Origin of the sequence: Sphingomonas sp. NIC1, assembly GCF_001638925.1 — a bacterium.
Classification (GTDB): domain Bacteria; phylum Pseudomonadota; class Alphaproteobacteria; order Sphingomonadales; family Sphingomonadaceae; genus Sphingomonas; species Sphingomonas aquatilis.
On the sequence record NZ_CP015521.1, the window covers coordinates 2,975,279 to 3,001,430 of the forward strand.

25 protein-coding genes are annotated in these 26,152 nt (G+C 67.5%); 12 read left to right on the forward strand and 13 right to left on the reverse strand.

Annotated elements, in window-relative coordinates; genetic code table 11:
* Positions 1-3 precede the first annotated feature (3 nt).
* Complete coding sequence (locus A7E77_RS14010; protein ID WP_063688857.1) at positions 4-1,014, forward strand: polysaccharide deacetylase family protein; 1,011 nt, start codon at positions 4-6, stop codon at positions 1,012-1,014.
* Between the two features lie 325 nt (positions 1,015-1,339).
* Entirely contained in the window at positions 1,340-1,573 is a 234-nt protein-coding gene (locus A7E77_RS14015; RefSeq protein WP_018250831.1) for a hypothetical protein, read from the forward strand.
* Positions 1,574-1,865: 292 nt separating this feature from the next.
* Here A7E77_RS14015 and A7E77_RS14020 read toward each other — a convergent pair whose 3' ends face one another.
* A complete protein-coding gene (locus A7E77_RS14020) occupies positions 1,866-2,333 on the reverse strand; it encodes an Hsp20 family protein (protein ID WP_063688859.1) in 468 nt (155 codons plus the stop codon).
* Positions 2,334-2,585: 252 nt separating this feature from the next.
* On the opposite strand from A7E77_RS14020, the gene A7E77_RS14025 reads away from it, so the two are divergent.
* From A7E77_RS14025 to A7E77_RS14045, 5 genes are all read left to right on the forward strand, one after another.
* Positions 2,586-5,081, forward strand: a complete 2,496-nt coding sequence (locus A7E77_RS14025; RefSeq protein ID WP_063688861.1) for a TonB-dependent receptor — start codon at positions 2,586-2,588, stop codon at positions 5,079-5,081.
* Between the two features lie 632 nt (positions 5,082-5,713).
* Positions 5,714-6,958 (forward strand): lipoprotein-releasing ABC transporter permease subunit, encoded by a 1,245-nt coding sequence (locus A7E77_RS14030; RefSeq protein WP_024310526.1) that lies wholly within the window; start codon positions 5,714-5,716, stop codon positions 6,956-6,958.
* Complete coding sequence (locus A7E77_RS14035) at positions 6,951-7,622, forward strand: ABC transporter ATP-binding protein (protein ID WP_063688863.1); 672 nt, start codon at positions 6,951-6,953, stop codon at positions 7,620-7,622. Before A7E77_RS14030 ends, A7E77_RS14035 begins: the two co-directional genes overlap by 8 nt.
* The gene (locus A7E77_RS14040; RefSeq protein WP_063688865.1) at positions 7,619-8,212 is read left to right on the forward strand and encodes a GNAT family N-acetyltransferase; all 594 of its coding nucleotides are present in this window, start codon (positions 7,619-7,621) and stop codon (positions 8,210-8,212) included. The genes A7E77_RS14035 and A7E77_RS14040 overlap by 4 nt, the downstream gene beginning before the upstream one ends.
* Complete coding sequence (locus tag A7E77_RS14045; RefSeq protein WP_063688868.1) at positions 8,209-8,688, forward strand: glutathione peroxidase; 480 nt, start codon at positions 8,209-8,211, stop codon at positions 8,686-8,688. Before A7E77_RS14040 ends, A7E77_RS14045 begins: the two co-directional genes overlap by 4 nt.
* 144 nt (positions 8,689-8,832) lie before the next feature.
* Here A7E77_RS14045 and A7E77_RS14050 read toward each other — a convergent pair whose 3' ends face one another.
* Positions 8,833-9,411, reverse strand: coding sequence for an HdeD family acid-resistance protein (locus A7E77_RS14050; protein ID WP_063688871.1), 579 nt, complete (start codon positions 9,409-9,411; stop codon positions 8,833-8,835).
* A gap of 108 nt (positions 9,412-9,519) precedes the next feature.
* Between A7E77_RS14050 and dnaE the strand changes: the two genes are divergently transcribed.
* From dnaE to A7E77_RS14065, 3 genes are read left to right on the forward strand one after another with little or no spacing between them, the layout of a single operon-like run.
* A complete protein-coding gene (dnaE, locus tag A7E77_RS14055) occupies positions 9,520-13,026 on the forward strand; it encodes a DNA polymerase III subunit alpha (protein ID WP_063688874.1) in 3,507 nt (1,168 codons plus the stop codon).
* Complete coding sequence (gene moaB, locus A7E77_RS14060; protein ID WP_063688877.1) at positions 13,026-13,553, forward strand: molybdenum cofactor biosynthesis protein B; 528 nt, start codon at positions 13,026-13,028, stop codon at positions 13,551-13,553. Before dnaE ends, moaB begins: the two co-directional genes overlap by 1 nt.
* Before the next feature lie 37 nt (positions 13,554-13,590).
* Positions 13,591-14,922: an ABC1 kinase family protein gene (locus A7E77_RS14065; protein ID WP_063688880.1), complete on the forward strand. Its 1,332-nt coding sequence runs from the start codon at positions 13,591-13,593 to the stop codon at positions 14,920-14,922.
* Here A7E77_RS14065 and A7E77_RS14070 read toward each other — a convergent pair.
* From A7E77_RS14070 to A7E77_RS14080, 3 genes are all read right to left on the reverse strand, one after another.
* A complete protein-coding gene (locus tag A7E77_RS14070) occupies positions 14,919-16,382 on the reverse strand; it encodes an MFS transporter (protein WP_063688883.1) in 1,464 nt (487 codons plus the stop codon). The genes A7E77_RS14065 and A7E77_RS14070 overlap by 4 nt on opposite strands.
* 288 nt (positions 16,383-16,670) lie before the next feature.
* Complete coding sequence (locus A7E77_RS14075) at positions 16,671-17,471, reverse strand: hypothetical protein (RefSeq protein ID WP_063688886.1); 801 nt, start codon at positions 17,469-17,471, stop codon at positions 16,671-16,673.
* A gap of 97 nt (positions 17,472-17,568) precedes the next feature.
* Entirely contained in the window at positions 17,569-18,909 is a 1,341-nt protein-coding gene (locus A7E77_RS14080; RefSeq protein WP_063688889.1) for a S8 family serine peptidase, read from the reverse strand.
* Positions 18,910-19,015: 106 nt separating this feature from the next.
* On the opposite strand from A7E77_RS14080, the gene A7E77_RS14085 reads away from it, so the two are divergent.
* Together A7E77_RS14085 and A7E77_RS14090 are read left to right on the forward strand one after the other, a co-directional pair.
* Positions 19,016-19,474, forward strand: coding sequence for an RNA polymerase sigma factor (locus A7E77_RS14085; protein ID WP_078462346.1), 459 nt, complete (start codon positions 19,016-19,018; stop codon positions 19,472-19,474).
* A gap of 3 nt (positions 19,475-19,477) precedes the next feature.
* Positions 19,478-20,143, forward strand: a complete 666-nt coding sequence (locus A7E77_RS14090) for a hypothetical protein (protein WP_063688895.1) — start codon at positions 19,478-19,480, stop codon at positions 20,141-20,143.
* On the opposite strand, the gene A7E77_RS14095 is transcribed toward A7E77_RS14090, so the two are convergent.
* The 8 genes from A7E77_RS14095 to A7E77_RS14125 form a co-directional block, all read right to left on the reverse strand.
* The gene (locus A7E77_RS14095) at positions 20,140-20,568 is read right to left on the reverse strand and encodes a DUF6628 family protein (RefSeq protein WP_063688898.1); all 429 of its coding nucleotides are present in this window, start codon (positions 20,566-20,568) and stop codon (positions 20,140-20,142) included. The two genes, A7E77_RS14090 and A7E77_RS14095, sit on opposite strands and share 4 nt — an antisense overlap.
* Before the next feature lie 68 nt (positions 20,569-20,636).
* On the reverse strand, positions 20,637-21,950 hold the full coding sequence (locus A7E77_RS14100; RefSeq protein ID WP_063688901.1) for a bifunctional folylpolyglutamate synthase/dihydrofolate synthase: 1,314 nt from the start codon (positions 21,948-21,950) through the stop codon (positions 20,637-20,639).
* Between the two features lie 28 nt (positions 21,951-21,978).
* Positions 21,979-22,833, reverse strand: coding sequence for an acetyl-CoA carboxylase, carboxyltransferase subunit beta (gene accD, locus A7E77_RS14105; protein ID WP_017978637.1), 855 nt, complete (start codon positions 22,831-22,833; stop codon positions 21,979-21,981).
* Complete coding sequence (gene trpA, locus A7E77_RS14110) at positions 22,830-23,630, reverse strand: tryptophan synthase subunit alpha (protein ID WP_063688904.1); 801 nt, start codon at positions 23,628-23,630, stop codon at positions 22,830-22,832. Before trpA ends, accD begins: the two co-directional genes overlap by 4 nt.
* On the reverse strand, positions 23,627-23,800 hold the full coding sequence (locus tag A7E77_RS18080) for a hypothetical protein (protein WP_192929987.1): 174 nt from the start codon (positions 23,798-23,800) through the stop codon (positions 23,627-23,629). The genes trpA and A7E77_RS18080 overlap by 4 nt, the downstream gene beginning before the upstream one ends.
* The gene (gene trpB, locus A7E77_RS14115; protein WP_017978640.1) at positions 23,797-25,029 is read right to left on the reverse strand and encodes a tryptophan synthase subunit beta; all 1,233 of its coding nucleotides are present in this window, start codon (positions 25,027-25,029) and stop codon (positions 23,797-23,799) included. The genes A7E77_RS18080 and trpB overlap by 4 nt, the downstream gene beginning before the upstream one ends.
* Positions 25,026-25,661, reverse strand: coding sequence for a phosphoribosylanthranilate isomerase (locus A7E77_RS14120; protein ID WP_063688907.1), 636 nt, complete (start codon positions 25,659-25,661; stop codon positions 25,026-25,028). The genes trpB and A7E77_RS14120 overlap by 4 nt, the downstream gene beginning before the upstream one ends.
* 129 nt (positions 25,662-25,790) lie before the next feature.
* A complete protein-coding gene (locus A7E77_RS14125; protein ID WP_063688910.1) occupies positions 25,791-26,150 on the reverse strand; it encodes a VOC family protein in 360 nt (119 codons plus the stop codon).
* Positions 26,151-26,152: the final 2 nt, after the last annotated feature.

Here is a 26,152-nt window from a genome sequence, read left to right on the forward strand (position 1 = left end):
CCCGTGCGACGAGGAACCATCCCGCCGTACCGGCCGCCCGCCCCGACGGTCGACACGCTGATTCGCTGGCCGGAGAGCTTCGGCACCCGGTTCCTCGTGTTCGTCGACGTCGAGGAGGAGTTCGACTGGTCTGCCCCCCTGGAGGCGCGGCATCGGTCGGTGACCGCGATGCGGGCGCTGCCGGCGGCGCATGCGCGCTTTGCGGATCGGGGCGTGGGGCTGGTCTGCCTCGTCGACCATCCGGTGGCGAGCGATGCCGAGGCAGTGGCGATCCTGCGGGACGTCGTGGCGGACGGGCGATCGACGATCGGGGCGCAGCTGCATTCCTGGGTCACGCCGCCTTATGGTGCGCCAACGCCCAGGGACAGCTATCCGGGCAACCTGCCGCGGGCCGCACAGGCGGCGAAGCTGGATGTGTTGACCGGTGTGCTGGGCGCGGCGTTCGGCGCGGCGCCGATCGCTTATCGTGCGGGACGGTACGGCATCGGTCCGGATACGGCAGAGCTATTGGTTGAGCGGGGCTATCGCGTCGAAACCTCGATCCGTGCGCGCTATGACTATTCGGCGGATGGCGGGCCGGATTTCAGCCGGATCGGCAGCGAGGCCTATCGATTGGGATCGTTGATCGAGGTGCCGTTGACCAGCGTGTTCACCGGCGCGCTGCGCGGTCGCGGCCCTGAGCTTTATCCGGTGCTGGGGCGGGTGCCGCACGGGCGCGGCATCGCGGCGCGAAGCGGACTGTTGCAGCGAATCGCGTTGACGCCGGAGGATATGCCGATCGAGCAGGCCTTGGCCGCCGTGCGGATCGCGGTGCGCGACGAGGGGCAGCGGCTGCTCACCTTCTCCTTTCATTCGCCCTCGCTGGAGCCGGGGCATACGCCCTATGTGCGCGATGCACGCGATCTCGACCGGTTCTGGCACTGGTGGGACCGGATGTTCGCCGAACTGGATGCGCTCGGCGTGAGACCGACGACGCTGGACGCGATGGTGGCGGCTGCCGAAGGCCAGGTATGACGCGCCGAATGGGGCGTATTGCAGGCAGATTTGCGGTGACGGGGGCAAAACCGAAGATTGGGTACGCCCGACATCGACGCCGATAAACGTCCGGTGCGGCTTGTTCGGCCAGATGTGCGCACAGGCAAATAGGACGATGCGATGTCATCACCCGTCGGGATAACGCGGGCCGTCACGGGACAGTAACACTAGAGTAGGCACTGCCGATTTGCTTGGTACATTTGCAACACTCGCGCCTGCCTTTTGGGCGATGCGGCGATTTTACCTTGAATTCGATGAATTATATGTCATTGGAGCATCTAAACCTACCAAAGAGGGGACCATCATGGTTGCCAAGTATCTGATGGCTGTCGCTGCAGCCGCTCTCGCCGTGGCCCCCGCTGCGGCCGCTCCGTCGAACCCCGCCGCGAGCCTGTCGGTTGCCAAGTCGGTCCGCACCGGTTCGGCGTCGGCGAAGAAGAACGAACTGGCCGGTGGCGGTCTGATCGTTGCCCTGGTCGCGGCGGCTGCCGTCGTTGCCGGCATCGTGATCGTCGCTGACAGCGGCGACAGCAACTAAGAGTTTCTGACGATCCGGCGGAGTTCCCAAGACGCTCGCCGATCGACATGACTTTAAAGGCAAGGGGGGCTTCGGCTCCCCTTGTTGATTCTGGGGCCGTTTCAGACGGTCCAAAGTGACGAACTGAAGCGGCGTTGCGATCGTCGGCCATCCAACCGGTTAGCCGATCACCGGGTGACGGCGTTGCCGTGGATCGACGCCGTCGGGCAAATCGGTTCGCATCATAAGCAAGGCGCCCGGACCGTATCGATCCGAGCGCCCCTGATCACCTCCAAGGAAGTGCTACGTCGGCTTACGCAGCCTTGGTGGCATCCGCGTTGCTCTCGACGGCGGCCAGCGGCGCACCGGTCTTGATCGCGATGCTCTTCGGCTTCATCGCTTCCGGCACCTCGCGGACCAGATCGATCACCAGCAGGCCATCGTTAAGCCGCGCGTCTTCGACGAACACGAAATCGGCGAGTTCGAAGCGGCGCTCGAAGCTGCGATTGGCGATGCCGATGTGGAGGAAGTTGGCGTTGGCCGCCTTGTCGTCCTTCTTGCCGGCGACGAGGAGCAGGTTCTGCTGCGCCGTAATCTCGATCTCGTCACGGCTGAAGCCGGCGACGGCGAGCGTGATCCGGTAACGGTCGTCGGCGATCCGTTCGAGGTTGAAGGGCGGGTAGTTTTCCGCGGTCGCGGCGCGCGCGTTGCTTTCCAGCATATCGAACAGACGGTCGAAACCGATGGTCGAGCGGCGATAGGGGGTCAGGTCGAGTCGCATGTCAAATCCTCCGAATGAAGCGAGTTGAACGACGGCATCCACAACGGTGCGATGCCGGCGCATGGCCCATCGTTGGCGCCATGCGTCCCCAAATTTGGGAAGGTCCGTATCGGCTTCAAGAGGGGATGGGCCGGAAAAAATCGTCAGTGAATTCATAGCACGAAGCCCGGCTATCGCAGCCCCAAGCTTCTCCATCTTTGTAATCCCAGCGATTCGGGGGAGTTTGGTGGCAACGATAAAAGGGAGCTTTCGATGTCGCTGACGCTTGCCATGCTGCTTGCCGGCCAGACCGTGCCGCAGCCTACGCCCGAGCCCGTGCCGACACCCGAAAGCGTTGCCGCACAGGACGACGCCAGCGCGGCGCAGGGTGCCCCCGCCCCGGCGGGTGCCGGCGATATCGTCGTCACCGCGCGCCGCCGCGCCGAATCGGTGCAGCGGGTTCCGATCGCAATCTCGGTGATCGGGGGCGCTGAACTCGACAAGACGGGCGCGTTCAACGTCAACCGCCTGCAGCAGCAGCAGCCATCGCTGCAATTCTACTCGAGCAACCCGCGCAACTCGGCGATCAACATTCGCGGGCTTGGCGCGCCGTTCGGCCTGACTAACGACGGGATCGAACAGGGCGTCGGCTTCTACGTCGATGGCGTGTACATCGGGCGGATCGGCGCTTCGACCTTCGACTTCGTCGATGTCGAGCGGGTGGAGGTGCTGCGCGGACCGCAGGGCACGCTGTACGGTAAGAATACGACGTCGGGCGCGCTGAACATCACGACCCGGCCGCCCAGCTTCACCCCCGAGGCGCGGATCGAGCTGACCGCCGGCAATTACGAATTCGTTCAGGCCAAGGCGTCGGTATCGGGCCCGCTGTCGGATCGGGTCGCGCTGCGCCTGTCCGCCTCGTCGACGCAGCGCCAGGGCACGATCTATGACGTCACGTCGGGGCGCAACCTGCACCGGCTCGACAACAATGGCGTGCGTGGTCAGTTGCTGTGGAACGCGAGCGACAGCCTGAACTTCACGCTGTCAGGCGATTACAACGTGCAAAATCCGCTCTGTTGCGTGCAATATTACGCCCGCGTCGGCACCACGCAGCGGCCGATCGCGCGGCAATATGCGGCGCTCGCCGCGGCGTTCAATTATCGGCCGCCCAGCACCAATCCGTTCGATCGTGTGACCGACCTGGATGCGCCGATCAATTCGCGGCAGGAGATCGGCGGCGTCTCGCTGGTCGGCAATTGGGATCTGGGGCCGGCGACGCTGACCTCGGTCAGCGCGTGGCGCTATTGGGACTGGCAGCCGCAGAACGATCGCGATTTCATCGGCCTGCCGATCACCACCGTGTCGCAGAACCCGTCGCAGCAGAAACAGGTGTCGCAGGAGCTGCGGCTTGCCTCCAATGGCACCAACCGGCTGGACTATACGGTTGGCGCCTTCTTCTTTCACCAGACGATCAATACGCAGGGATCGCAGGTGCAGGGATCCGCAGCGAGCCGATTCCTGCTGTCGGGCAATGACGCGAACAATCCTAATGTGCTGAACGGCCTGACGTCGACGAACACGATCAACTTCGACAACACCAGCTTCGCGGTGTTCGGCAAGCTAAACTGGGCGTTGACCGATGCACTGCACATCCAGCCGGGCCTGCGCGTCAATTACGACCGCAAGTCGGGCTTCTACGAATCGGTCGTCAGCATCCGCAACGCGCAATATGCCTTCACCGCGACGGCGGACAATGTGGCCGCTCTGCTGGCATCGCAGCCGACTGCGGCGGCGCGCACGACCTTTCAGAACCAGATCAACACGCTGGCGCCGCAGCGCTACAGCCCGCGGTTCAGCGCGTGGAACACGTCGGGCGACATCACCGTGTCGTATGACGTCAGTCCCGACATTCACGCCTATGCGACTTATGCCCGCAGCTTCAAATCGGGCGGCATCAACCTGTCGGGCCTGCCGCTCAATTCCACCAGCACGGGCGTCGATCTGTCGACGCAGACGGTGAAGCCCGAGAAGGTCAACAATTACGAGATCGGGTTGAAGACGCAGTTCCTCAACCGGCGACTGACGCTGAACCTCGCCGGATACTGGACCGATGTGTTCGACTATCAGGCGACGGTAAACAACAATGCGATCAACGTGATCCGGGGCTATCTTGCCAATGCGGGTCAGGTGCGGTCGCGCGGGTTCGAATTCGATACGAGCTTTCGGCCGAGCAGCCGGCTGAACCTGTACGTCAACGGCGCCTTAACCGACGCGAAATACGTCCGCTTCGCCAACGCGCCCTGCCCGCCGGAACTGTCGGGCGGGTCTGCGGCCAGTGCCACGAACCCGGCGAGCCCGGCAGGGCAGGCCGGCAGCGCCACCCAGCCGTCATACAGCCCGGCCCAATGCGATATCTCCGGTCAGCGGCTGCCCGGCATCTCGAAATGGTCGTTCTCGTTCGGGGGCGAGTATAACGTGCCCGTCGGGAGCAAGGGCGGCGAAGCCTATGTCGGCTATGACGGCAGTTACCGTTCGCGCTTCTCGTCCAACCCATCACCGTCGGCCTATACCTGGATCGAGGGTTATTCGCTGTCCAACGTCCGCGCCGGCTATCGCGAGGGCGGTATCAACGTCTTCGGCTGGGTGCGCAACGTGTTCGACAAGCAGTATTTCGAGCTGCTGTCGACGCAGTCGGGGAGCACGGGGTTGATCGTGGGGCAGCCGGGCGATCCGCGGACTTATGGTGTGACGCTGTCGACGCGATTCTAGAGGTTTCCCCCGTCGTCTTGGCATAGGCCAGGATGACGAAGAGTGGGGCGGTATACGCCCTTTGTTATTCCCGCGGAGGCGGGAATCCAGATGCGCGAGGCTCGGGGCTTGATTCGCAGACGTTCGCCAATCTGGATTCCCGCCTTCGCGGGAATGACGGTTGAAGGGTGGCGGTGGTCGGGAGCAGGGGTGGGGCGCGGCCTCGCGTACCGGCCAAACCAGCGTCCATCGTGAGAGGGGCCCCGCGTTCGGACGACGTTCAGCTTTGATCTGCGATAAGAGACGATGCCGGACGGGGGGCGTGAATTGGAAGCTCCCGCCCTTCGCCCGGCGCCGTCGAGGCGGTCCGGACAAGCAAACGCCCGGACCGTTTCCGATCCGGGCGCCTGCGTGACGAGAAACCCGTCAGCCCCCTTAGGTCGTGTCGTGGACGATCGCGCGTTTTCGCTGCGTCGCCGGAACACTGTTTCCCCGAACCACGGCCGTTGCCTGTGTCTCAGATGAGTCTGTGCTAGGCAGGGGCAGGGCCTTTGTCACCGGATATTGTCGCCCGCCATTTCGATTGCGGCTGCCCTGTGTCGAATCCGCAACATTTGTTGCTTGTCGCCGTCTCTACGCCTAGAGCCGCGGCCATGATCCTCTCTACCTATGAACGGATGATCGCGCGGCGATATCTGCTGCCGGGCAAGGGGGAGGCGTTCATCTTCCTCGTCGCCTCGATCAGCCTCGTCGCGGTGATGCTCGGTGTGGCGGCGCTCGTCATCGTCATGAGCGTGATGAACGGCTTTCGCGCAGAGCTGTTCGACAAGATCGTCGGCCTGAACGGCCATGCGGTGATCCAGTTCGACCCCACCCGCCCCGTCGACTGGCGGCAGGTGGTGGCCGAGGCGAAGCGGACGCCCAACATCACGTCGGCGGTGCCGATGATCGAGCAGCCGCTGGCGGCGACGTATAACGGCCGGGCGGAGGCGGTGCTGGTCCGCGGCGTGCGGATGCAGGATATCGCGCCGGTGATCGGCAACAAGGTGGTGATGGGGTCGCTCGCCGGCGTGACGCCGGGCAGCGGCCGGATCGCGATCGGCAGCCGGTTGGCCGAAGCGCTCGGCGCGACCGTCGGCAGCGACATCTCGCTGTTCAGCCCGCAGGGGCAGACGACGCCGTTCGGCACCGTGCCGCGTATCGTCAGCTACAAGGTCGCCGCGATCTTCGAGATCGGTCTGTACGATTACGACAAGCAATATGTCTTCATGCCGATCGAGGACGCGCAGACGCTGCTGCTGCTCGGCGACAATGTCGGCATGGTGGAGATCGAGACGAACAACGCCGACAAGGTGGGGCAGATCCTGGCGCCGCTGGGCGACAAATTGCCGCCCGGCGCGGTGATCAGCGACTGGCGGAGCATGAATGCGCAGCTGTTCCAGGCGTTGGAGGTCGAGCGGGTGGCGATGTTCACCGTCCTGTCGATCATCATCCTGGTCGCGGTGTTCAACATCCTGTCCAGCCTGATCATGCTGGTGCGCGCCAAGACGCGCGACATCGCGATCCTCAGGACGATGGGTGCGACGCGGGGCGGGTTGATGCGCATCTTCATGGTGGTCGGCACGACGATCGGCGCGCTCGGCACGGTCGCGGGGCTGCTCTTGGGCTTTGTCTTCCTGTTCTATCGCCAGGCGGTGGTGAACCTCGTCCAGATGGTGACGGGGCAGAATCTGTGGGACCCGTCGATCCGCTATCTCACCGAACTGCCGTCGAAGCCCGATCCCGTAGAGATCATCGTGATCGCGATCATGGCGCTGGTGTTCAGCTTCCTCGCGACGCTGTACCCGGCGTGGAAGGCGGCGAGCACCGATCCGGTACAGGTCCTTCGCTATGAATAACGTCCTCGAAACCGGTCGGCTGACGCGCAGCTTCACGCAGGGCGGCGAGACGATCCACGTCCTGCGGGGGGTCGACCTGACGGTGGCGCCGGGCGAGATCGTCGCGCTGGTCGGGCCGTCGGGTTCGGGCAAGTCGACGCTGCTGCAGGCGGTGGGCTTGCTGGAGGGCGGGTTCGAAGGATCGATCCGGATTGCCGGCACCGAAGCGGCGAAGCTCGATGCGCATGGCCGCACCGTGATGCGCCGCGATCATCTGGGCTTTGTCTATCAGTTCCACCATCTACTGCCCGACTTCAACGCGACCGAGAATGTCGTGCTGCCGCAGCTGGTGCATGGCGCGGCGCGCAAGGCGGCGGACGATCGCGCGGTCGCGTTGCTGACCGTGCTGGGCCTGGGCCATCGGCTGACGCATCGGCCGAGCCAGCTGTCGGGGGGCGAGCAGCAGCGTGTCGCGGTGGCACGCGCGCTCGCCAACCGGCCGGCGCTGGTGCTGGCGGACGAGCCGACGGGCAACCTCGACGAACATACTGCCGACATCGTGCTGGCCGAGTTTCTGCGGCTGGTGCGCGGAGAAGGCTCGGCGGCGCTGATCGCGACGCATAACGAGCGGCTGGCGCAGAAGATGGACCGCGTCGTGCGCCTGCACGAGGGCGTGCTGTCGTGAGCGATGCGTGGCGGACCACCCCGACCCTAGTCGGCCGTCACGTCACATTGCGGCCGCTTGTGGCCGGGGACAAAGACGCCTTGGTCGCCGTCGCTGCGACGGATGACCTGTGGGATATATTCTACGCGAGCGTCTCGCAGCTGAAGGACGCGGATCGCTGGTTTGCCGCCACGTTCGCGCAGGTCGAGCAGGGGCGGGCGCTGGTGTTCGCGGTCTGCGATCCGGCAGGCACAGTTGTCGGCACCACGCGCTACATGCGGATGAACGAAGGCCATCGGCGTCTGGAGGTCGGCGGCACCTTCTATGCGACGCGGGTCCAGCGCACCGGCGTGAATACCGAGGCGAAGCGGCTGCTGTTGACGCATGCCTTCGACACGATGGGCGTGCAATGTGTGCAGATCCGCACCGATGCGCTCAACATCCGCAGCCAGCGTGCAATCGAACGGCTGGGCGCGAAGCGGGACGGCGTGCTGCGCGGCCATCAGATCGTCGGCGGGCGGCTGCGCGACAGCGTCGTCTATTCGATCCTGGACCGCGAATGGCCGGGCGTGCGCCAGAATCTCGACTATCTGCTTGCGAGGTACGAATGAGCAGCATCACCGATCTGACCGTGCGGGGCGCGGACGGCAACCCGCTGTCGCTGGACCGCTGGGCGGGGCAGGTGCTGCTGATCGTCAACACCGCGTCGAAATGCGGGTTCACTCCGCAGTACGAGGGGCTGGAGGCGCTGCATCGGCGGTTCGCCGACAAGGGGTTCGAGGTGCTGGCCTTTCCCTGCAACCAGTTCGGCGCGCAGGAGCCGGGCGATGCGGCGGAGATCGCGAATTTCTGTTCGCTGACCTATGACGTGACGTTTCCGGTGTTCGCCAAGATCGACGTCAACGGTGCGGCGGCCGATCCGTTGTTCGAACGGCTGAAGACGGCGGCGCCCGGCGTGCTGGGGTCGAAGGCGATCAAGTGGAACTTCACCAAGTTCCTGGTGGATCGGTCGGGCCAGGTCGTGCGGCGCTATGCGCCGACGACGAAGCCCGAGGATCTTGCGGCGGATATCAAGGCGTTGCTGTAGGGCGGGCCTCGCCACACACACGGGCGTCACCCCGGAATTGTTCCGGGGTCCACTCCGCGGCGAGGGGGACGGCTGGAGCCTCTTGCCGTTCCCTGGCGGCCCGGTGGACCCCGGACCAAGTCCGGGGTGACGGGGTGGCTTGGCTTACAGCGCCGGGGCGGCGAAGGGCTTGGCACCCTTCTTGTGGTGCAGCGCCGACAGGATCGAGGTCACGCCGCCGAAGACGAAGCTGATGCCGAGGATGAAGCCCGGCAGCGTCAGTGCCGACCAGGGCAGGGTGGCGAGGACGTAGATCGCGAGCAGGATGTTGACGACGCCGAGCGCGATCATCAGCCCGCGGCCGCGCTTGAAGCGTGCGCCGAGGCCGATTTCCATCGCGCCGCGGATGCCGAGCCACACGCCGACCAGCAGCGTCAGCGACAGCGCGCCCGACATCGGATCGAAGGCCATCAGCACGCCGATGACCAGCGACAGCAGGCCGAAGCCGATCGCATAGCCACGCCCTTCATGCTTGCCCATCACGCCCGCTGCGAGCGAGACGATGCCGGCGGCGATGAAGAAGGCGCCGATCACCAGGGTCGCGGCATAGGTGGCGGCGAAGGGATTGAGGAACGCGAGCACGCCAAGCGCCAGCGACAGCACGCCATAGGCGAGGATCCAGGCCCAGCCGGCACCGGCGGCGGCGGGTGCAAGCGGATCGGTGAAGGTGCGCGTGTCGGTCATGGCGATGTCTCCTCGTTATGGGCGCGAAACGAGGTTATCCACCGCTGGTTCCGTCCATTCCGGGCGGGTCGCCTGTTCGAATCGGGTCGGAGTCGCTAAGTGGTTCGCATGGCTCATTCGGGTTTCGTGCCGCTTCGCATTTTTTCGTCCTACACGATGCTCGACGGGGCGATCGATCCGAAGGCGATCGCCAAGCAGGCCAAGGCGCAGAAGTTTCCCGCGGCCGGCCTGACCGATCGCAATGGGCTATACGCGGCGATGGCCTTTTCGGACGCGGCGAAGAAGGACGGCGTGCAGCCGGTGATCGGGACGATGCTGTGCGTCGCACGGCCGGATATGCCCGACGGCGTCGCCGCGCCGCTCGACTGGATCGCGCTCTATGCGCAGGATACGACGGGCTACGACAATCTGTGCGCGCTGGTCAGCATGGCGCATCTCGACCGACCGATCGAATTGCCGGCGCATGTCGATTTCGCTGCGCTGGAAGGGCGAACCGATGGCCTAATCGCGCTCACCGCGGGGGCCGAAGGCGGCTTGGCGCGCCTGTTCCACGAGGATCAGCCTGACCGCGCGCGCGCCTATTGCGACCGATTGCAGGCGCTGTTCCCCGACCGGCTGTACATCGAACTCGTCCGCCGGGGCGACGCGGTGGAGGAAGCGGCCGAGCAGGCGCTGATCGACCTTGCCTATGATCGCGACCTGCCGCTGGTCGCGACCAATCCGTGCTGCTTTTCCGACAGCGGCTTTCTCGACGCGCACGATGCCATGCTGTGCATCGCGCATTCGACCTATGTCGAAAGCGAGGATCGCGTCCGTTCGTGCCCCGATGCGTGGCTGAAACCCGCCGAGGTGATGAAGCAGCTGTTCGCCGATCTGCCCGAGGCGATCGACAACACGCTGGTCGTTGCGCAGCGGTGCGCGGTGATGGCGCCCTATCGCAAGCCGATCCTGCCCAGCCTGGCGGGCGATCGCGATGGCGAGGCGGCAATGCTGCGCGATCAGGCGGCAGCAGGACTGGAAGCGCGGCTCGACCGGATCGAGGAACTGGGTGCGCAGCCCGACGATCCCAATTGGCGCGATGCGTATCGCGAGCGGCTGGCGTTCGAGGTGAACGTCATCGTCCAGATGGGTTTTCCCGGATACTTCCTGATCGTCGGCGACTTCATCAAATGGGCGAAGGATCACGACATTCCGGTGGGGCCGGGTCGTGGCTCGGGCGCGGGCTCGGTCGTTGCCTGGGCGCTGACGATCACCGACCTCGACCCGATGAAGCTGGGCCTGCTGTTCGAGCGATTCCTGAACCCGGAACGCGTGTCGATGCCCGACTTCGACATCGACTTTTGCGAAACCCGGCGTGGCGAGGTCATCCGCTACGTGCAGGAGAAATACGGCCGCGATCAGGTCGCGCAGATCATCACCTTCGGTAAGCTGAAGGCGCGCGCGGTGTTGAAGGACACCGGCCGCGTGCTCCAGATGAGCTATGGGCAGGTCGACCGGCTCGCCAAGCTGGTGCCCAATCACCCGACCGATCCGTGGGACCTGAAGCGCGCGCTGAACGGCGTGCCCGAGTTAGCGAAGGAATATGCCAACGACAATCAGGTCCGCCGCCTGCTCGACCTCGCAACCAAGCTGGAGGGCCTGCCGCGCCATTCGTCGACGCACGCCGCGGGCGTGGTCATCGGCGACCGGCCGCTGAGCCAGCTCGTCCCGCTCTATCGCGATCCGCGGTCCGACATGCCGGTGACGCAGTTCGACATGAAATATGTCGAGGGCGCGGGGCTGGTGAAGTTCGACTTCCTCGGCCTGAAGACGCTGTCGGTTCTGAAGAAGGCCGTACAACTGCTGAACAAGCGGGGCATTTCGATCGACCTGGATGCGCTGCCCTGGGACGACGAGGCGACGTACAAACTGCTCCAGAAGGGCGACACGGTCGGCGTGTTCCAGCTGGAATCGGAGGGCATGCGCCGCACGCTCAGCGCCGTCCGCCCGACCAATTTCGGCGACATCATTGCGCTCGTGTCGCTGTATCGCCCCGGCCCGATGGACAACATTCCCTCGTTCGGCCGGCGCAAGCAGGGGACCGAGGAGATCCTCTACCCCCACCCGCTGCTGGAACCGATCCTGAAGGAGACCTACGGGATCTTCGTCTATCAGGAACAGGTGATGCAGGCCGCGCAGATCCTGGCGGGCTACAGCCTGGGCGGCGCTGATCTGCTGCGCCGCGCGATGGGCAAGAAGATCAAGGCGGAGATGGACGCGCAGCGCGCGACCTTCGTCGCCGGTTGCGCCGAGCATAACGGCATCAAGGCGGACTACGCCAACCAGCTGTTCGACTTGATCGACAAGTTCGCGGGCTATGGCTTCAACAAGAGCCATGCCGCGGCCTACGCCCTGCTCGCCTATCAGACCGCGTGGCTGAAGGCGCACCACCCGCACGAATTCTTCGCCGCGTCGATGTGTTACGACATGGCGCAGACCGACAAGCTCTGCATCTTCGTCGACGACATGCGACGGCTGGGCGTCGATATCGTCGGGCCGGACATCAACCAGAGCGATGCCGAGTTTGACGTGCAGACGGTCGGGGAGGGCGAGGAACGCCGCCTCGCGGTTCGCTATGCATTGGGCGCGCTGAAGTCCGTCGGCGAAGGCGCGATGGAGAAACTGATCGTCGAGCGGGTCGCGGCCGGGCCGTTCAAGAGTCTCGACGACCTTGCCAATCGCGTCGATCCGCGCCTGATCAACAAGCGGCAGCTCGAAACGCTGGCCGCGGCGGGGGCGTTCGACGCGATCGAGCCGAATCGCGCCGCGGTGCATGCCGTCGCCGAGACGATTCTGGGCCTCGCCGCCTCGACGCATGCGGGGCGGACGAGCGGTCAGGGTGGCCTGTTCGGTGGGGATGAGGTGGCCGGCGACACGATCCGGCTGCCGCAGGGGCTGCGCTGGACGATGGCGCAGGCGATGGAGCAGGAAAAGGACGCCTTCGGCTTCTATTTCTCCGCGCATCCCGTCGACCGGCACGCGCATCTCGCGAAGATGCATGGCGCGCGGCAATATGTCGCGCTGACCGAGTTGCGCATTCCGGAGGACGGCACGCGCGCGGGGGCGACGATGGCGGTGCTGGTGGAGGATGCGCGCTGGCGCACCTCGGCCCGCGGCAAACGGTACATGATGGCGACGCTGTCGGATGCGAGCGGCCAGTTCGTCGCGACATGCTTCGACGATGGCGTCGCGGCGGAACTGGAAGAGGCAGCGCGCTGTGGCGGGTGCGGCCTGATCACGGTCGAACTCGATCGGCGGCCGGGCGAGGAAACGCCGCGCGTCTCGGTCAAGCGCATCCAGCCGTTCGAGGGGCTGGCGTCGATGGCGCGCTTCACGATCGAGGCGCGGGTGGCGACGGCGGAGGCCTTCGCGGCGTTGGCGACCTTGCTGGGTGAGGCGCGCGGTGCGCGCGGCGAAGTGCGCGCGCGCATTCCGGCAGGTGATGGCGAGGTGGTCGTCCTGCTCGGGCGCGATTTCCTGCTCGACCTCGAACTGGTCGAGGCGATCCAGGCAATTCCGGGGATCAGCAACGTAGCGCTCGACCGGGTCGCTTCGCAGTTGCGGGCGGTGGGCTGATGCCGATCGATCCCGATCTGCCGTTTCGCGCGATCAATATCGCCGTGCTCACCGTCTCCGACACGCGGGGGCTCGCCGAGGATCGGTCGGGCGATACGCTCGTCGCGCGGCTGGAGGGAGCGGGGCATCGCCTCGCCGATCGCGTCATCCTGCGCGACGACATCGAGGCCATCGTCGCGCAACTGACGCGGTGGATCGACGATCCCGCGATTGATTGCGTCATCACGACGGGTGGCACGGGCGTGACGGGACGCGACGTGACGCCCGAGGCGGTCGAGCGGGTTGCGACGAAGATGATTCCGGGGTTCGGCGAGCTGTTCCGATATCTGAGCTTCGCCAAGATCGGTACGTCGACCGTCCAGTCGCGCGCCTGCGCCTGTGTTGCGCGGGGGACCTATATCTTCGCGCTGCCGGGCTCGACCGGCGCGGTGAAGGATGGCTGGGACGGCATCCTTGCCGATCAGTTGGACAGCCGGCATCGGCCCTGCAACTTCGTCGAGCTGATGCCGCGGCTGACCGAACGATAGGGCGGACCTTCGCGGGCGTCCGCGACGTTGTGCGGGCATGGATGACGATCGATTCGAGGCACGGCATCGCGCGGTGCCGACGCGCAGGCTTGCGCGACTAGGCGGGTTCGGGCGGCTTGCCGGCGGTGTGGCGGGCGGCATGCTGGCCGAGGGCGCGCGGCGTCTGGCGCAGGGCGAGCGGCCCCGGATGGGCGATCTGGTGCTGACTCCGGCGAATGCGGCACGGGTAGCGGACCGGCTGTCGCACCTGCGCGGCGCGGCGATGAAGCTGGGGCAGATGATCTCGATGGACGCGGGCGACGTGCTGCCGCCCGAATTGTCGGCGATCCTCGCGCGGCTGCGCAACCAGGGCTATCGCATGCCGCCGCAGCAGCTCGACCAGGTGCTGGCGCGCGAATGGGGGCGGGACTGGCGGCGGCGGTTCCGGCATTTCGAGGCGGCGCCGGTTGCGGCCGCGTCGATCGGGCAGGTGCATCGCGCGACGCTGCCCGATGGGCGGCGGCTGGCGATCAAGGTGCAATATCCCGGCGTTGCGGAAAGTATCGATTCGGACGTCGATAACGTCGCGACGCTGCTGCGCGTGTCCGGCCTGCTGCCCCGCGGCCTGGATATTGCGCCGTTGTTGGCAGAGGCGAAGCGGCAGCTGGCCGAGGAGGCGGATTACACGCGCGAGGGCGAGCAGATGCGGGCCTATGCCGCACGACTGGCGGGCGATGCGCGCTACGTGGTGCCGACGCTGGAGCCGGACCTGACGACCCGTAACGTGCTGGCGATGAGCTTCGTCGACGGGCAGGCGATCGAGACGCTGGAGGGTGCCTCGCAAGAGGCGCGCGACGCCGCGATGACCGCGCTGGTGACGTTGGTGTTGCGTGAATTGTTTGAGTTCGGCGTGATGCAGACCGATCCCAATTTCGCCAACTACCGCTGGCAGGCGGATAGCGGCGCGCTGGTGCTGCTCGATTTCGGGGCGACGCGCGCGGTGCCGGCGGAGACGGCGGATGCCTATCGCCGGTTGATCGAGGCGGGGCTGGCGCGCGATCGGGACATGATCCGCGAGGTGGCGGTGGAGACGGGCTTCATCGGGGTCGAGGCTGCGCGGTCGCACCGTGGGGCGGTCGATCGGATCATCGCGGCGATCGACGCGGCGCTCAACCGGCCCGGCGCGTTCGACTTCGGCGACCGCGCCTTCGTGCCGGTGGTGCGTGAGGAGGCGAAGGCGATGATCGCCGATCGCGACACCTGGCACGTGCCACATGTCGAAACGCTGTTCGTGCAGCGCAAGGTCAGCGGCACGGCGCTGCTCGCCGCGCGGCTGAAGGCGCGGGTGGATGTGCGCGGGCTTGCCGCCGCAGCGATCGGGCGCGCCTAGCGGGCGGCGTGGCCACTCATCTCGGCACCGGCGTCGGCCGCGAACCGGCGGTTCCAGACGACTGCCGACGCAGAGATGGTGGCGACGACGACGAAGGCGAGCGAGAAGGTGAACAGCGTCGGCTGACGGGTGCCCTCGATGACCGTACCGATCTCCAGCACCGTCGCGGCGGCACAGATGCCGAGCGATAGCGTGAGCTGTTGGAAGGTCGCGTAGAAGCTGGTCGCCGCGCTCATCTGCGCCTTGTCGGTGTCGGCATAGGCGATGGCGTTGTAGCCGGTGAACTGGAATGACGTGAAGAAGCCCGAAATGCCAAGCACCAGCACGATCGCGGCGGTCGGCCAATCGGGGCGGAACAGCGCGCAGGTCGCATAGCCGAGGCTGCTGGCGATCCCCGAAACGATCAGGCTGCGGCGGAACCCCCAGCGACGCAGCACGCGCGGGGCGAGCGCCTTCATCGCCAGCGCGCCGATCGCGCCCGCCATCGTGATCGTCCCCGTCTTCGCTGCAGTGAGGCCGAAGCCGAGCTGCAGCATCAGCGGCAGCAGGAACGGCTGCGCCCCTTGCGTGATCCGCGTCAGCGACCCGGCGATCACCGACAGGCGGAAGGTCGGCACCCGCATCAGCGCGGGGTCGAGGATCGGATCGGCGACGTGACGGGCGTGGCGGAAATAGGCGACGCCCATGCCGAGGCCCGCAACCAGCAGGATCAGGGCGACCAACCCGGTGCCGGGGCGGCTCGCCAGCTCGAAGCCGAACAAAAGGCAGCCGAGCGACACGCCCGACAGGATGAAACCGACCAGATCGAAACGGGCGCGGGCGTCGCCGCGCACCTCCGGCACCAGCAGCAGTGCGCCGATGATTCCCATCACGCCGAAGGGGACGTTGAGGTAGAAGATCCAGCGCCAGTCGAGCCAGGTGACGATGAAGCCGCCGATCGGTGGCCCCAGGATCGGGCCGGCGAGCGCGGGCATGACCAGCCAGGACAAGGCCTGAACCATGTCTTCCTTGGCGACGCTGCGTAGCAGGACGAGGCGACCGACCGGCACCATCATCGCACCGCCGATCCCCTGGACGAAGCGGGCGGCGACCAGCGTCGGCAGCGACCCGGCCTGGGCGCAGGCGATCGAACCGAGCAGGAAGACGACGATTGCCCAGCAGAAGATGCTGCGCGAGCCGAAGCGGTCGGCCAGCGTGCCGCTTGCCGGGATGAACAGGGCGAGCGCCAGCAGATAGCTGGTGAGCGCGAGGCTGAGGCTGGTGGCGGGCGTGCCGAGATCGCGAGCCATGGTGGGCAGGGCGACGGTCAGCACGGTCCCGTCGAGTTGCTGCATGAACAGCGCGGAGGCGACGACCAGCGCGATGACGCGATAGCTGCGGGTGGATGCGGGCGGTCGGGCCGCGCCGCTGGTGACGGCTTCGACCGCGGGCGCCAGGCCATCGCCGACATCGGCGCTCATCGAAGCGAGGTTCCGTCGTCTCCACCGCATGTCGTTCGTTCATGCTCCTTCGCCCGGCGCGGCCCCATGCGCCGACCCGCTTCGATCGTGATCCTCACCCGGTTCGATGGCGGTGTTCCGTCCGGCGTTTGCGCTCGGCGAGAGCCATGCCGGGTCGTTCATGAAAAGACCGTCTGCGGAGCACCTAGTCCCATCCGCTTCGAAACACACGGCGAAAACGCCGCCACGGAAAAGGGGCACCGCCGTTGCCGGCGATGCCCCCTTCCTGTCGCTACGGCCTGCCGCAGGTCAGTTGATGCTCAGGCTACCGCTGCCCGATGCGCTGCCGCTGGCCGAGGCCGAGCGGTTGCCCGCGCTCGCGGAGCCGCTGCCATTCGCCGAGCCCGAACCGGCAAGCGATCCGCGCGTGCCGTTGGCCGCGCCGTTCGCGGCGCCTCCAGCGGCGAGGGCGCCTTCGTTCACCCGGTTGCGGGTGGCATTGGCCGCCGTCGTGGTGCGGTCGCGGGCGGTCGCCGCGGTGGCGGCGGCGCGATCACGCACGGCGCCGGCGGTCGAGGTCGCCCGGTTGCGGGCTGCCGTCGCGGTGGTCGTAGCGCGGTCACGCGCGGCGCCGGCCGTTGCCGCCGCGCCATCGCGGGCGCCGCGGACGGTGTTGGCGACCTGATCGGTGCCGACCAGCTGGGCGTCGACGCCGCCGTTCGCGCTGCCGCTGGCCGAGCCGCTCTGGCTCAGCGCTCCATTGAGCGCGCCGCCCCGCGCGCCGGTCGCGCCAAGGGCAGCATCGGTGCTGCGGCTGACGCTACCGGCTAGGCCGCCATCGGCACTCGCGCGGCCCGAGCGGGTGTCGATCGAGCGGCTGCCATGCGCCCGTGCCGCACCGTTGACGGTGTTCGACACGCGGCCGCTCGTCTGCCCAACGGTCGAGCCGAGCTGGCCAGCGCCGTTCAGCGTGCCCGACACGGCGCCGCCAAGGTTGCCGGCACCGCCCAGCATGCCGCCGACGCCGCCACCGCCCAGCAGTTGCGCCGAGGCGGGGGCCGTCACCAGCATGGTGGTCGCGATCAGGGCGAAACGGATCGTGGGGGTCATAAGAAATCTCCTTTCGTCCGAGCCGGGGTGGGGGACTGCCCGGCTTCCGAAAAGGACAACGATGGACCTTTTCGGTATAATCCCGGCATTGCGAAAATTATTTCAGGCCGACCGCCTTCGGGGGCGTGCGGCACGTGTCGCAGACGATCCCGCGGCCGATGCGGCCGCTGCCGGGCTTGGCCTCTGCGGCAAGGGCGGCGGGGGTTCCGACGCGGGCGAGCGTCGCGGCGACGAGGGGGGCGGCGAAGCTGGTGCCGCGCAGCACCTCCCACCCACCGCCGGGCACCGCCCCGACCATGTCCGCGCCGGGTGCCGCGTAATCGAGATGGAGCGGCTTGCCGGCCTCCATCAACGCCTTGCCCTTGGCGTCGACGCCGGTGACGGCGATCACATCGGGATAGGAGGCGGGATATTGCGGCGGGGCGGCAGGGCCGTCGTTGCCGACTGCGGCGACGACGCGGATGCCCTTGGTGGTCAACGCACGAATGCCCGCCGCGAGCAGCGGGTTGGGCGGGCCGACCAGGCTGATGTTGACGACCTTCGCGCCATTCTGGGCGAGCCAGGCCATGGCGCGTACGATGGCGACGGCCGAGCCGTTGCTCGCCGATCCGCCATAGACATCGGCGACGAGCAATCCGGCTCCGGGCATCGCGCCATGGAAGGCGCCGCTGCGGCCCACCATCAACGACGCGACAGCGGTGCCGTGGCCGCTGGGCTTGGCCTCCCCCGCAAAGCCGCGCTGCTCGATGGCGATGCCGGCGAAGGCGGGATGGCGGCCGACGCCGCCATCGATCAGGCCCATGCGCAACGGGGCACTGCCGCTCGTCGCGCCACCGCCCGCCAGCGCGCCGGCCATCGCCGCGAGTGGTGCGTGCGCGGGTTCGTAGATGGCGTCGAGCGCATAGGTGCCACCCGGATCCAGCGCGCGCAGCGTCTCGATCGCCTTGCGCACTGGCTTGCCGTGTGGGGGTGCAAGTATGGAGGTGCTGACATCGAGGCCGTCGACCGTTTCGGTTCCGGTCAGCGTGAAGCCTGCGGCCTTCGCCTTTTCGAGCGTTTCCGGGGAGAGGGCCAGCGCGAGGATCACGTCGCGCCGCACCGGATTGCCGTCGTCGTCCACGTCCAGCGTCGCGCGGTTTTCGCGGACCAGCGCGCGCAGGCGTTCCTTGCGCAGAGCCAGCAGGTCGCGGGGGCTAAGCGCACGCAACGCGCCGTCGGCCATCAGCAGCGGCCGGCCGAGATTGGACGCCACGCCCTGCGACAGCGCGTCGGACGCCTGCTGCCGTGATCCGAGCACGCTGCCCGTGGCGCGCTGCACGGTGTCGGTCACCCCGCCGAGCGGCGTCCCCAATCCGCCTGTCGGCAGGCCACCGCCCAGCAGCTGCGCCGCAGCCGGGCTGGCCAGACCGATCGTCAGCATCAGCGCCCATCGCTTCATCTTTGTCTTCCTTTTTTGGCTCGCTCCATGGATGAAACGACCGCCGGGTGACGTTTCATCCGCATGGACGAAGGACAGGGCCACTTTGGACGAAGTCGAGCGACGTTTGGCAAGTCTGTTGCCGCGGCTGAGGCGTTTTGCCCATGGCCTGGCACGCAGCGGCCCCGATGCCGACGATCTCGTGCAGGCGGCGGCGGAACGCATGCTGAAGGCGCGCGATCAGTGGCAGCCGGGCACGCATTTCGAAGCCTGGGCCTATCGCGTCGTCCGCAATCTGTGGATCGATACGGCGCGATCCCGCCAGCGCCGCGAGGCGGTGCATGCGCCCGAGGAACAGGGGCTGCAGGTCGGCGTGGCGGGCGATGCCGAGGCGCGGGTCGAACTGTCCTATCTGATGCGGGCGCTGGATCGCCTGCCGGACGAGCAGCGCGAGGCGGTGGTGCTGGTGATGATCGAGGGCAAGAGCTACGCCGAAGCGGCGGAGGTACTCGAGGTGCCGATGGGCACGCTGACCAGTCGGCTGGTGCGCGGGCGGCAGGCGTTGATGGCGGCGGTGGAGGCTTGAGCGATGGGTGCTGATCCGGTGGACGAAGCGGCGATCATCGCCTGGGTCGACGGCGAACTGACCGGGGCGGAGGCCGCGCGGGTCGAGGCCGCGGTGGCGAACGATGCCGACTGGCGTGCTCTGGCCGACCGCCACCGTCGGATGAAGGCGCGCTTTGCCGCGGCCTTCGATCCCTTGGCGCGGCCGCCGGCGGAGGTGATTTCGCTCGCCGACGTGCGGGCGCGGCGGGCGGCGAAAGCGGCGCCGGCGCCCAGCCACGGCTGGCGGCGCTGGGCGGCGGGCGGCGCCATCGCGGCGAGCCTGGTGGTCGGGCTGTTCGTCCTGCAGGATCGGGGCGGGGCGCCTGGTGGCGACGTGCCGGCGCCGGTGGCCGTGGCGCTCAACGACCAATTGTCGGGCGATGCGGGGCCGGTGCGGGTCGCTTTGTCGTTCCGTGACAGGAACGGGCAATATTGCCGCAGCTTCACGGGGGAAACGCTGTCCGGAATCGCCTGCCGCGCGGGCACGGACTGGCAGATGCGCTACACCGCGCCCGGATCGGCGCCGGCCACCGATTATCGCATGGCGGGGACCGACGGCGCCCGGGCGACGGCGATCATGGGCATGATCGCCGGTGAGCCGCTCGACCGCGCGCAGGAAGACGCCGCGCGGCGGGCGAACTGGCGCTAGACGCAGATCGGGCGACCGTCGTCGGCCCATGCCGCACTGACCGCGGCGAGGCTCGCCAGCACCGGATCGACGCGGCGCACGCCGAGCAGGTCGCTCATCAACAGCCGGGCGGTGTCGGGCGCGGTCTCGATACGCGCGATCACGGTGAGCAAGGCGCGCTCGGCGGCGGTCATGCGGGCGCAGCAGCATGGCGCGATCGCGATCGTGTCCGCGGCGGTCGAGGCCAGATCCGTCATCAGCGCGCGCATCAGCACCAGCGGGCGGCGGAACCCCTCGCCGAACATCGTGAACAGCGCATGCGTGGCGCGCGCGTCGTGCAGTCCGTGCGCGCCCATGCGGCGCAGCGCGAACAGCGCGATTCGCGCATTGGGGCAGGCCGGTAGCGCATGCGGCAATGCCGCGATGGTCGTGGTGATTTCGGACATGCGGCGACTCCTTCGTTCGCCGCCGACAGTCGTAAATCGGCTATTGCAAGTCAATCTCAATTAATCGGTCAGTCAGGCGCCTCGTCGTTGCGGGCGAGTGCTTCACCGGCGAGATAGAGCGAACCAGCGATCAGCACGACGTGCGGCGGCTCGGAGGCAAGGCCCTCCAGCGCCGTTTCCAGGCTGTCGGTGGAGGTGGCGGCGACGCCAAGCCGCTGGGCCACCGCGGCGAGCTCCGCTGGCGCATGGCAGGCGTGATTCGGCACGGGCACCGCAACGACACGTGACACCATCGGCGCGAGGAGCCGCAGCACACCCTCCGCATCCTTGTTCGACAGCATGCCGAGGACGAGCGTGACCGGGCGGCCATCGGCGATCCGGCCGAGGCTCTGGGCGACCGGGCGGGCCGCGGAGGGATTATGCGCGCCGTCGAGCCACAATTCGCTGTCGTCGGGAAGGCGGGCGCGGAGCGGGCCGTGGCCGAGCCGCTGCATACGCGCTGGCCATCGCGCCCATTCTGCCGCAGCGCGCATTGCGGCTTCGGGGACGTTGATCGCGCCCTGATGCCGCAGCATGGCGAAGGCGAGCGCGAGGTTGCGCGTCTGGTGCGCGCCGACGAGGCGCGGGCGCGTGCTGACGAGGGAGAAGCCGGTGTCGCGGTAGCGGACGGTGTTGCGGCTGGTGTCGCTCCACCACGCCGCATTGCGGGCGATGACGGGGGCCCCCGCCGCGTCGGCGACCGCGGCGATGCGGGCGGTGCAGGCCGCGGAATAGTTCATCGTGACGAGCGGCACGCCGGCCTTGGCGATTCCCGCCTTCTCACCGGCGATGTCGACCAGGCGGTTGCCGAGGAATGCCTCGTGATCCATGCCCAACGCGGCAATGCCGGTGACGGCGGGGCGGCGGATGACGTTGGTCGCATCGAGCCGACCGCCCAGGCCGACCTCGACGATCGTCGCGGCGGCGGGCGTGCGGGCGAAGGCGAGGAAGGCGGCGGCGGTCGTGATCTCGAAGAAGCTGGCGCCGATGCCGTCCGCATGATCGAGCACTTCGGCCAGCAACGCGGCGAGCGATGCGTCGTCGATCAGCGTGCCCGCGATCCGGATGCGTTCGTTGAACCGCACCAGATGCGGGCTGGAGAAGACGTGGACGTCATGCCCCGCCGCCTCGATCGCAGCGCGTAGGAAAGCGCAGGTGGAACCTTTGCCGTTCGTGCCGGCGACGTGAAACACCGGCGGCAACGCGTCCTGCGGGTTGCCGAGCCGGTCGAGCAATCGCGTGATCCGCTCCAGGCCCAGCACGTCGGCCCCTGGCGACAATGCCCAGAGCCGGTCGAGCTGTGCCTGCACGGCGGGATCGGTCGAGATGGCGTGATCCGGCACGGTGGCTTCCCGATGCGGCTGGTTGGCGTCAGGCGGCGCGGGCGGCCGTCAGATAGCCGATCACCGTCGCGAGCTGGTCGCGCAGATCCTTCCGGTGAACGACCATGTCGAGCATGCCGTGATCCAGCAGATATTCGGCGCGCTGGAACCCTTCGGGCAATTTTTCGCGGATCGTGTTCTCGATTACGCGCTGGCCGGCGAAACCGATGAGTGCATTGGGTTCCGAAATCTGCACGTCGCCCAGCATCGCGTAGCTGGCGGTGACGCCGCCCGTCGTCGGATCGGTCAGCACGACGATATAGGGCAGGCCGGCATCGTGCAGCATCTGGATTGCCACGGTGCTACGCGGCATCTGCATCAGGCTGAGGATGCCTTCCTGCATACGCGCGCCGCCGGCAGCGGTGAAGATGACGTACGGGGCCTTGTCGGCGATCGCCGCTTCGACGCCGCGAACGAAGGCTTCGCCGACCGCGAGGCCCATCGATCCGCCCATGAAGCCGAAGTCCTGTACGCCCATCACGACGCGGTTGCCCAGGATCGTGCCGCGCGCGTTGATGAGCGCGTCCTGCTCCTGCGCGGACGTGCGTGCCGCCTTCAGGCGATCGGTATAGCGCTTCGAATCACGGAACTTGAGCGGATCTTCCGGCACGCGCGGTGCGGGCAGTTCGCTGCAGCTGCCTTCGTCCAGAATCTGCTTGAACCGCTCCTTCGGCCCGATGCGCTCATGGTGATCGCACTTCGGGCAAACGTAGAGGTTTTCCTCCAGCTCGCGGGTGAAGATCATCTGCCCGCAGCCCTTGCACTTGTGCCAGAGGTTTTCCTCCGACGTTTCGCGCTTGGTGCCGAAGGGGAGGGCGTTGCGGACGCTGGTGATCCAGCTCATCGATTTACCTTTCGCGCAGAGGCCAGTGCCTCGCTTAGCGATTGAACATAGGTGCGGACGGCCTCGGGCGCATCGGCGCCGTGCTGCGCCACGATCTCGACGATCGCGGAGCCGACGACGACGCCGTCGGCGACGGCGCCGATCGCCGCGGCCTGCGCAGGCGTGCGGACGCCGAAGCCGACCGCGATGGGCAGGTCGGTCGCCGCCTTCAGCCGCGCGACGGCCTGGTCGATCGAGCCTTGTGCTGCCTGTTGGAGACCGGTGATGCCGGCGACAGAGACGTAATAGAGGAAGCCGCTGGCGCCATCGAGCACCTGCGGCAGACGCGCGGCATCCGTGGTCGGCGTCGCGAGGCGGATCGGGTCGATGCCCTTCGCCCGCAATGCCGGCCCGAGCGCATCGTCTTCCTCGGGCGGAATGTCGACGCAAATCACGCCATCGACGCCCGCCTGTGCCGCAGCGTCGGCGAACCAGTCGGCGCCGCGACGGAGCATCGGGTTGGCATAGCCCATCAGCACCAGCGGCACGTCGGGATGGCGGCTGCGGAAGGCGGCGGCGATCGAGAGGATGTCGGCGGTGCGCGTGCCCGCAGCCAGGCTGCGGATGTTGGCGGCCTGGATCGCGGGGCCGTCCGCCATCGGATCGGTGAAGGGCATGCCCAGTTCGATCACGTCCGCGCCGCCCGCGACGAGCGCGTCGAGGATTGCGCCGGTGGCGTCAGGCGTGGGATCGCCGGCGGTGACGAAGGTCACGAGCGCTGGGTGGCCCATGGTGAAGGCGTCTGACAGGCGGCTCACGGGCGCTTTCCTCCCTGTACCAGCCGCGAGGCGCCGATGGCGAGGCCGATGGCCAGCGCGGACACCAGATGCGTGTTGCCATCATAGCCGCGCAGGACGAGGCTCACCACGCCCGCCACGGCCGCCGCCACGACGATGCTGGTCAGCCCCTGTCGCCAGTCGAGGGTCATATCGCCACCCCCAGCGCGTTGGCGACCGTGAAGATGTCCTTGTCGCCGCGGCCGCATAGGTTGGCGAGGATGATCTGGTCGCTGCGCATCGTCTTCGCGCGCTTCGCCACTGCAGCGATGGCGTGGGCGGGTTCGAGCGCGGGGATGATGCCCTCGGTCCGGCAGAGCAGCTGGAAGGCGTCGAGCGCCTCGACGTCGGTCGCATTGGTATATTCGACGCGGCCGATATCGCGCAGCCACGCGTGTTCGGGGCCGATGCCCGGATAGTCGAGGCCGGCGGAGATCGAATGGCCCTCGGCGATCTGGCCGTCTTCGTCCTGCAACAGATAGGTCTTGTTACCGTGGAGCACGCCGGGGAAACCGCCCGCCAGGCTGGCGGCATGTTCGCTGCCTTCGAGGCCATGGCCCGCCGCCTCGACGCCAAGCATGCCGACGTCGGGATCGTCGAGGAAGGGGTGGAACAGGCCGATCGCGTTCGACCCGCCGCCGATCGCGGCGACGAGCAGGTCGGGGAGCTTGCCCGTGCGTTCGAGCAGCTGCGCGCGTGCCTCGCGACCGATGATGCTCTGGAAGTCGCGCACCAGCTCCGGGTAGGGGTGCGGGCCGGCGGCGGTGCCGATGATGTAGAAGGTGTCGTGGACGTTCGCGACCCAGTCGCGCAAGCCTTCGTTCATCGCATCGGACAGCGTCTGCGCGCCGCTGGTGACAGGGCGGACTTCGGCGCCGAGCAGCTTCATGCGGAAGACGTTGGGCTGCTGCCGCTCGACGTCCTTCGCGCCCATGTAGATGACGCAGGGCAGGCCGAAGCGCGCGCAGACCGCCGCGGTGGCGACGCCATGCTGGCCGGCGCCGGTTTCGGCGATGATCCGCGTCTTGCCCATGCGGATCGCGAGCAGGATCTGGCCGATGCAATTGTTGATCTTGTGCGCGCCGGTGTGGTTCAACTCGTCGCGCTTGAACCAGACCTGCGCGCCCATGCCGGGTTCGGCGCCTTCCCGCAGCGCTTCGCTGAGGCGCTCGGCATGATACATCGGGCTGGGACGGCCGACGTAATGCGTCATCAGATCGTCGAACTGCGCGGCGAAGGCCGGGTCCGCCTTGGCGGCGCGATATTCGCGTTCCAGGTCGAGGATCAGCGGCATCAGCGTTTCGGCGACGTAGCGGCCGCCGAACTGCCCGAAGTGACCGCGATCGTCGGGCTGCGCGCGGAAGGAGTTGGGGGCGTTCATAGCTGCGCCGCTTTAAGGAAGGCAGCGATCTTGTCCACATCCTTGACCCCCGGTGCGCTTTCGACGCCGGAGGAGACGTCGACCAGCGGCGCGCCGGTGCGGCGGATCGCCTCGGCGACGTTGGCCGGATCGAGACCGCCCGAAAGCGCCCAGGGCAAGGGGTGACGGACGCCGTCGAGCAGGCTCCAGTCGAAGCGCAGGCCCATGCCGCCTGGCAGCGCGGCGCCGTCCGGCGTCTTGGCGTCGTAGAGAATGCGGTCGGCGGCGCCAGCGAAGTCACGCGCGGCGTCGAGGTCGGTGCGGGTCTTTACGGCGACCGCCGCCCAGGTCTCGCGACCGATGCGCGCGCTGATCGCAGCGACGCGGGCGGGGGCGGTCTTGTGGAGTTGCAGGGCGTCGAGCCGGCCGGCGTTGATCGCGGCGTCGAGCAGCGCGTCGTCGGGATCTACGAACACGCCGACGCGGGACACGGTGGAGGGGACCTGTGCGGCCAAGCCGGCGGCTCGATCGAAGGCGAGGTTGCGGGGCGAGGCCGCGAAGAAGACGAAGCCGACGTGGCTCGCACCGCCTGCGAGGGCGGCGCCCAGCGTGTCGGCCGTCGTCAGGCCGCAGATTTTGGTCAAGACGGGCATGGGGTCGCTATACTGCGATGTGTGCGGCGCGGAAGGGGTGGTTTCGTACACGTCTCCGGTCGCGCGCGCGGTGGCAACCTATCGCATTCTCGTTGGCCTGGACGGGCGCAGCACTGTCGCAGCGGCTGGTTAGTTGGATGCTGGCACGTCTTCACATACGTGCCACAGCACACCTGCGGGATCGACCAACATGCCGACACGCAGGCCCCATGGCTTCATCTCAGGCGCAGCGGGGGGCCGGACGCCGAAGCGCTCCGCCAAGGTCGCGGTGCGCTGCCACCAGTCGTCGAGGTCGCGGACGAACAACTGGAGCATCGAATTGCCCGCCCAATCCTCGACATAGTAATTCTGGAGCAGGATGCCCGCTCCCTCGTAATCGTAGATTGCAAGGTCGGCGTCGGCGTGGACGAGGATGAAGCCGATCGCTTCGTAGAAGGCGCGCGACTGCGCAAAGTCCTTTGCAGGGAGGAACGGGCGGACGAGCGCCACGA

Bases quoted from the DNA above. Each gene is read 5' to 3' on its own strand.
- dnaE (WP_063688874.1), top strand. From the start codon at position 9,520: ATGGCTCATTCGGGTTTCGTGCCGCTTCGCATTTTTTCGTCCTACACG.
- A7E77_RS14035 (WP_063688863.1), top strand. From the start codon at position 6,951: ATGAATAACGTCCTCGAAACCGGTCGGCTGACGCGCAGCTTCACGCAG.
- A7E77_RS14050 (WP_063688871.1), bottom strand. From the start codon at position 9,411: ATGACCGACACGCGCACCTTCACCGATCCGCTTGCACCCGCCGCCGCC.
- A7E77_RS14090 (WP_063688895.1), top strand. From the start codon at position 19,478: ATGGGTGCTGATCCGGTGGACGAAGCGGCGATCATCGCCTGGGTCGAC.
- A7E77_RS14075 (WP_063688886.1), bottom strand. From the start codon at position 17,471: ATGACCCCCACGATCCGTTTCGCCCTGATCGCGACCACCATGCTGGTG.
- A7E77_RS14070 (WP_063688883.1), bottom strand. From the start codon at position 16,382: ATGAGCGCCGATGTCGGCGATGGCCTGGCGCCCGCGGTCGAAGCCGTC.
- A7E77_RS14120 (WP_063688907.1), bottom strand. From the start codon at position 25,661: ATGCCCGTCTTGACCAAAATCTGCGGCCTGACGACGGCCGACACGCTG.
- moaB (WP_063688877.1), top strand. From the start codon at position 13,026: ATGCCGATCGATCCCGATCTGCCGTTTCGCGCGATCAATATCGCCGTG.
- A7E77_RS14080 (WP_063688889.1), bottom strand. From the start codon at position 18,909: ATGAAGCGATGGGCGCTGATGCTGACGATCGGTCTGGCCAGCCCGGCT.
- A7E77_RS14015 (WP_018250831.1), top strand. From the start codon at position 1,340: ATGGTTGCCAAGTATCTGATGGCTGTCGCTGCAGCCGCTCTCGCCGTG.
- A7E77_RS18080 (WP_192929987.1), bottom strand. From the start codon at position 23,800: ATGACCCTCGACTGGCGACAGGGGCTGACCAGCATCGTCGTGGCGGCG.
- trpB (WP_017978640.1), bottom strand. From the start codon at position 25,029: ATGAACGCCCCCAACTCCTTCCGCGCGCAGCCCGACGATCGCGGTCAC.
- accD (WP_017978637.1), bottom strand. From the start codon at position 22,833: ATGAGCTGGATCACCAGCGTCCGCAACGCCCTCCCCTTCGGCACCAAG.
- A7E77_RS14020 (WP_063688859.1), bottom strand. From the start codon at position 2,333: ATGCGACTCGACCTGACCCCCTATCGCCGCTCGACCATCGGTTTCGAC.
- A7E77_RS14030 (WP_024310526.1), top strand. From the start codon at position 5,714: ATGATCCTCTCTACCTATGAACGGATGATCGCGCGGCGATATCTGCTG.
- A7E77_RS14025 (WP_063688861.1), top strand. From the start codon at position 2,586: ATGTCGCTGACGCTTGCCATGCTGCTTGCCGGCCAGACCGTGCCGCAG.
- A7E77_RS14065 (WP_063688880.1), top strand. From the start codon at position 13,591: ATGGATGACGATCGATTCGAGGCACGGCATCGCGCGGTGCCGACGCGC.
- A7E77_RS14095 (WP_063688898.1), bottom strand. From the start codon at position 20,568: ATGTCCGAAATCACCACGACCATCGCGGCATTGCCGCATGCGCTACCG.
- A7E77_RS14045 (WP_063688868.1), top strand. From the start codon at position 8,209: ATGAGCAGCATCACCGATCTGACCGTGCGGGGCGCGGACGGCAACCCG.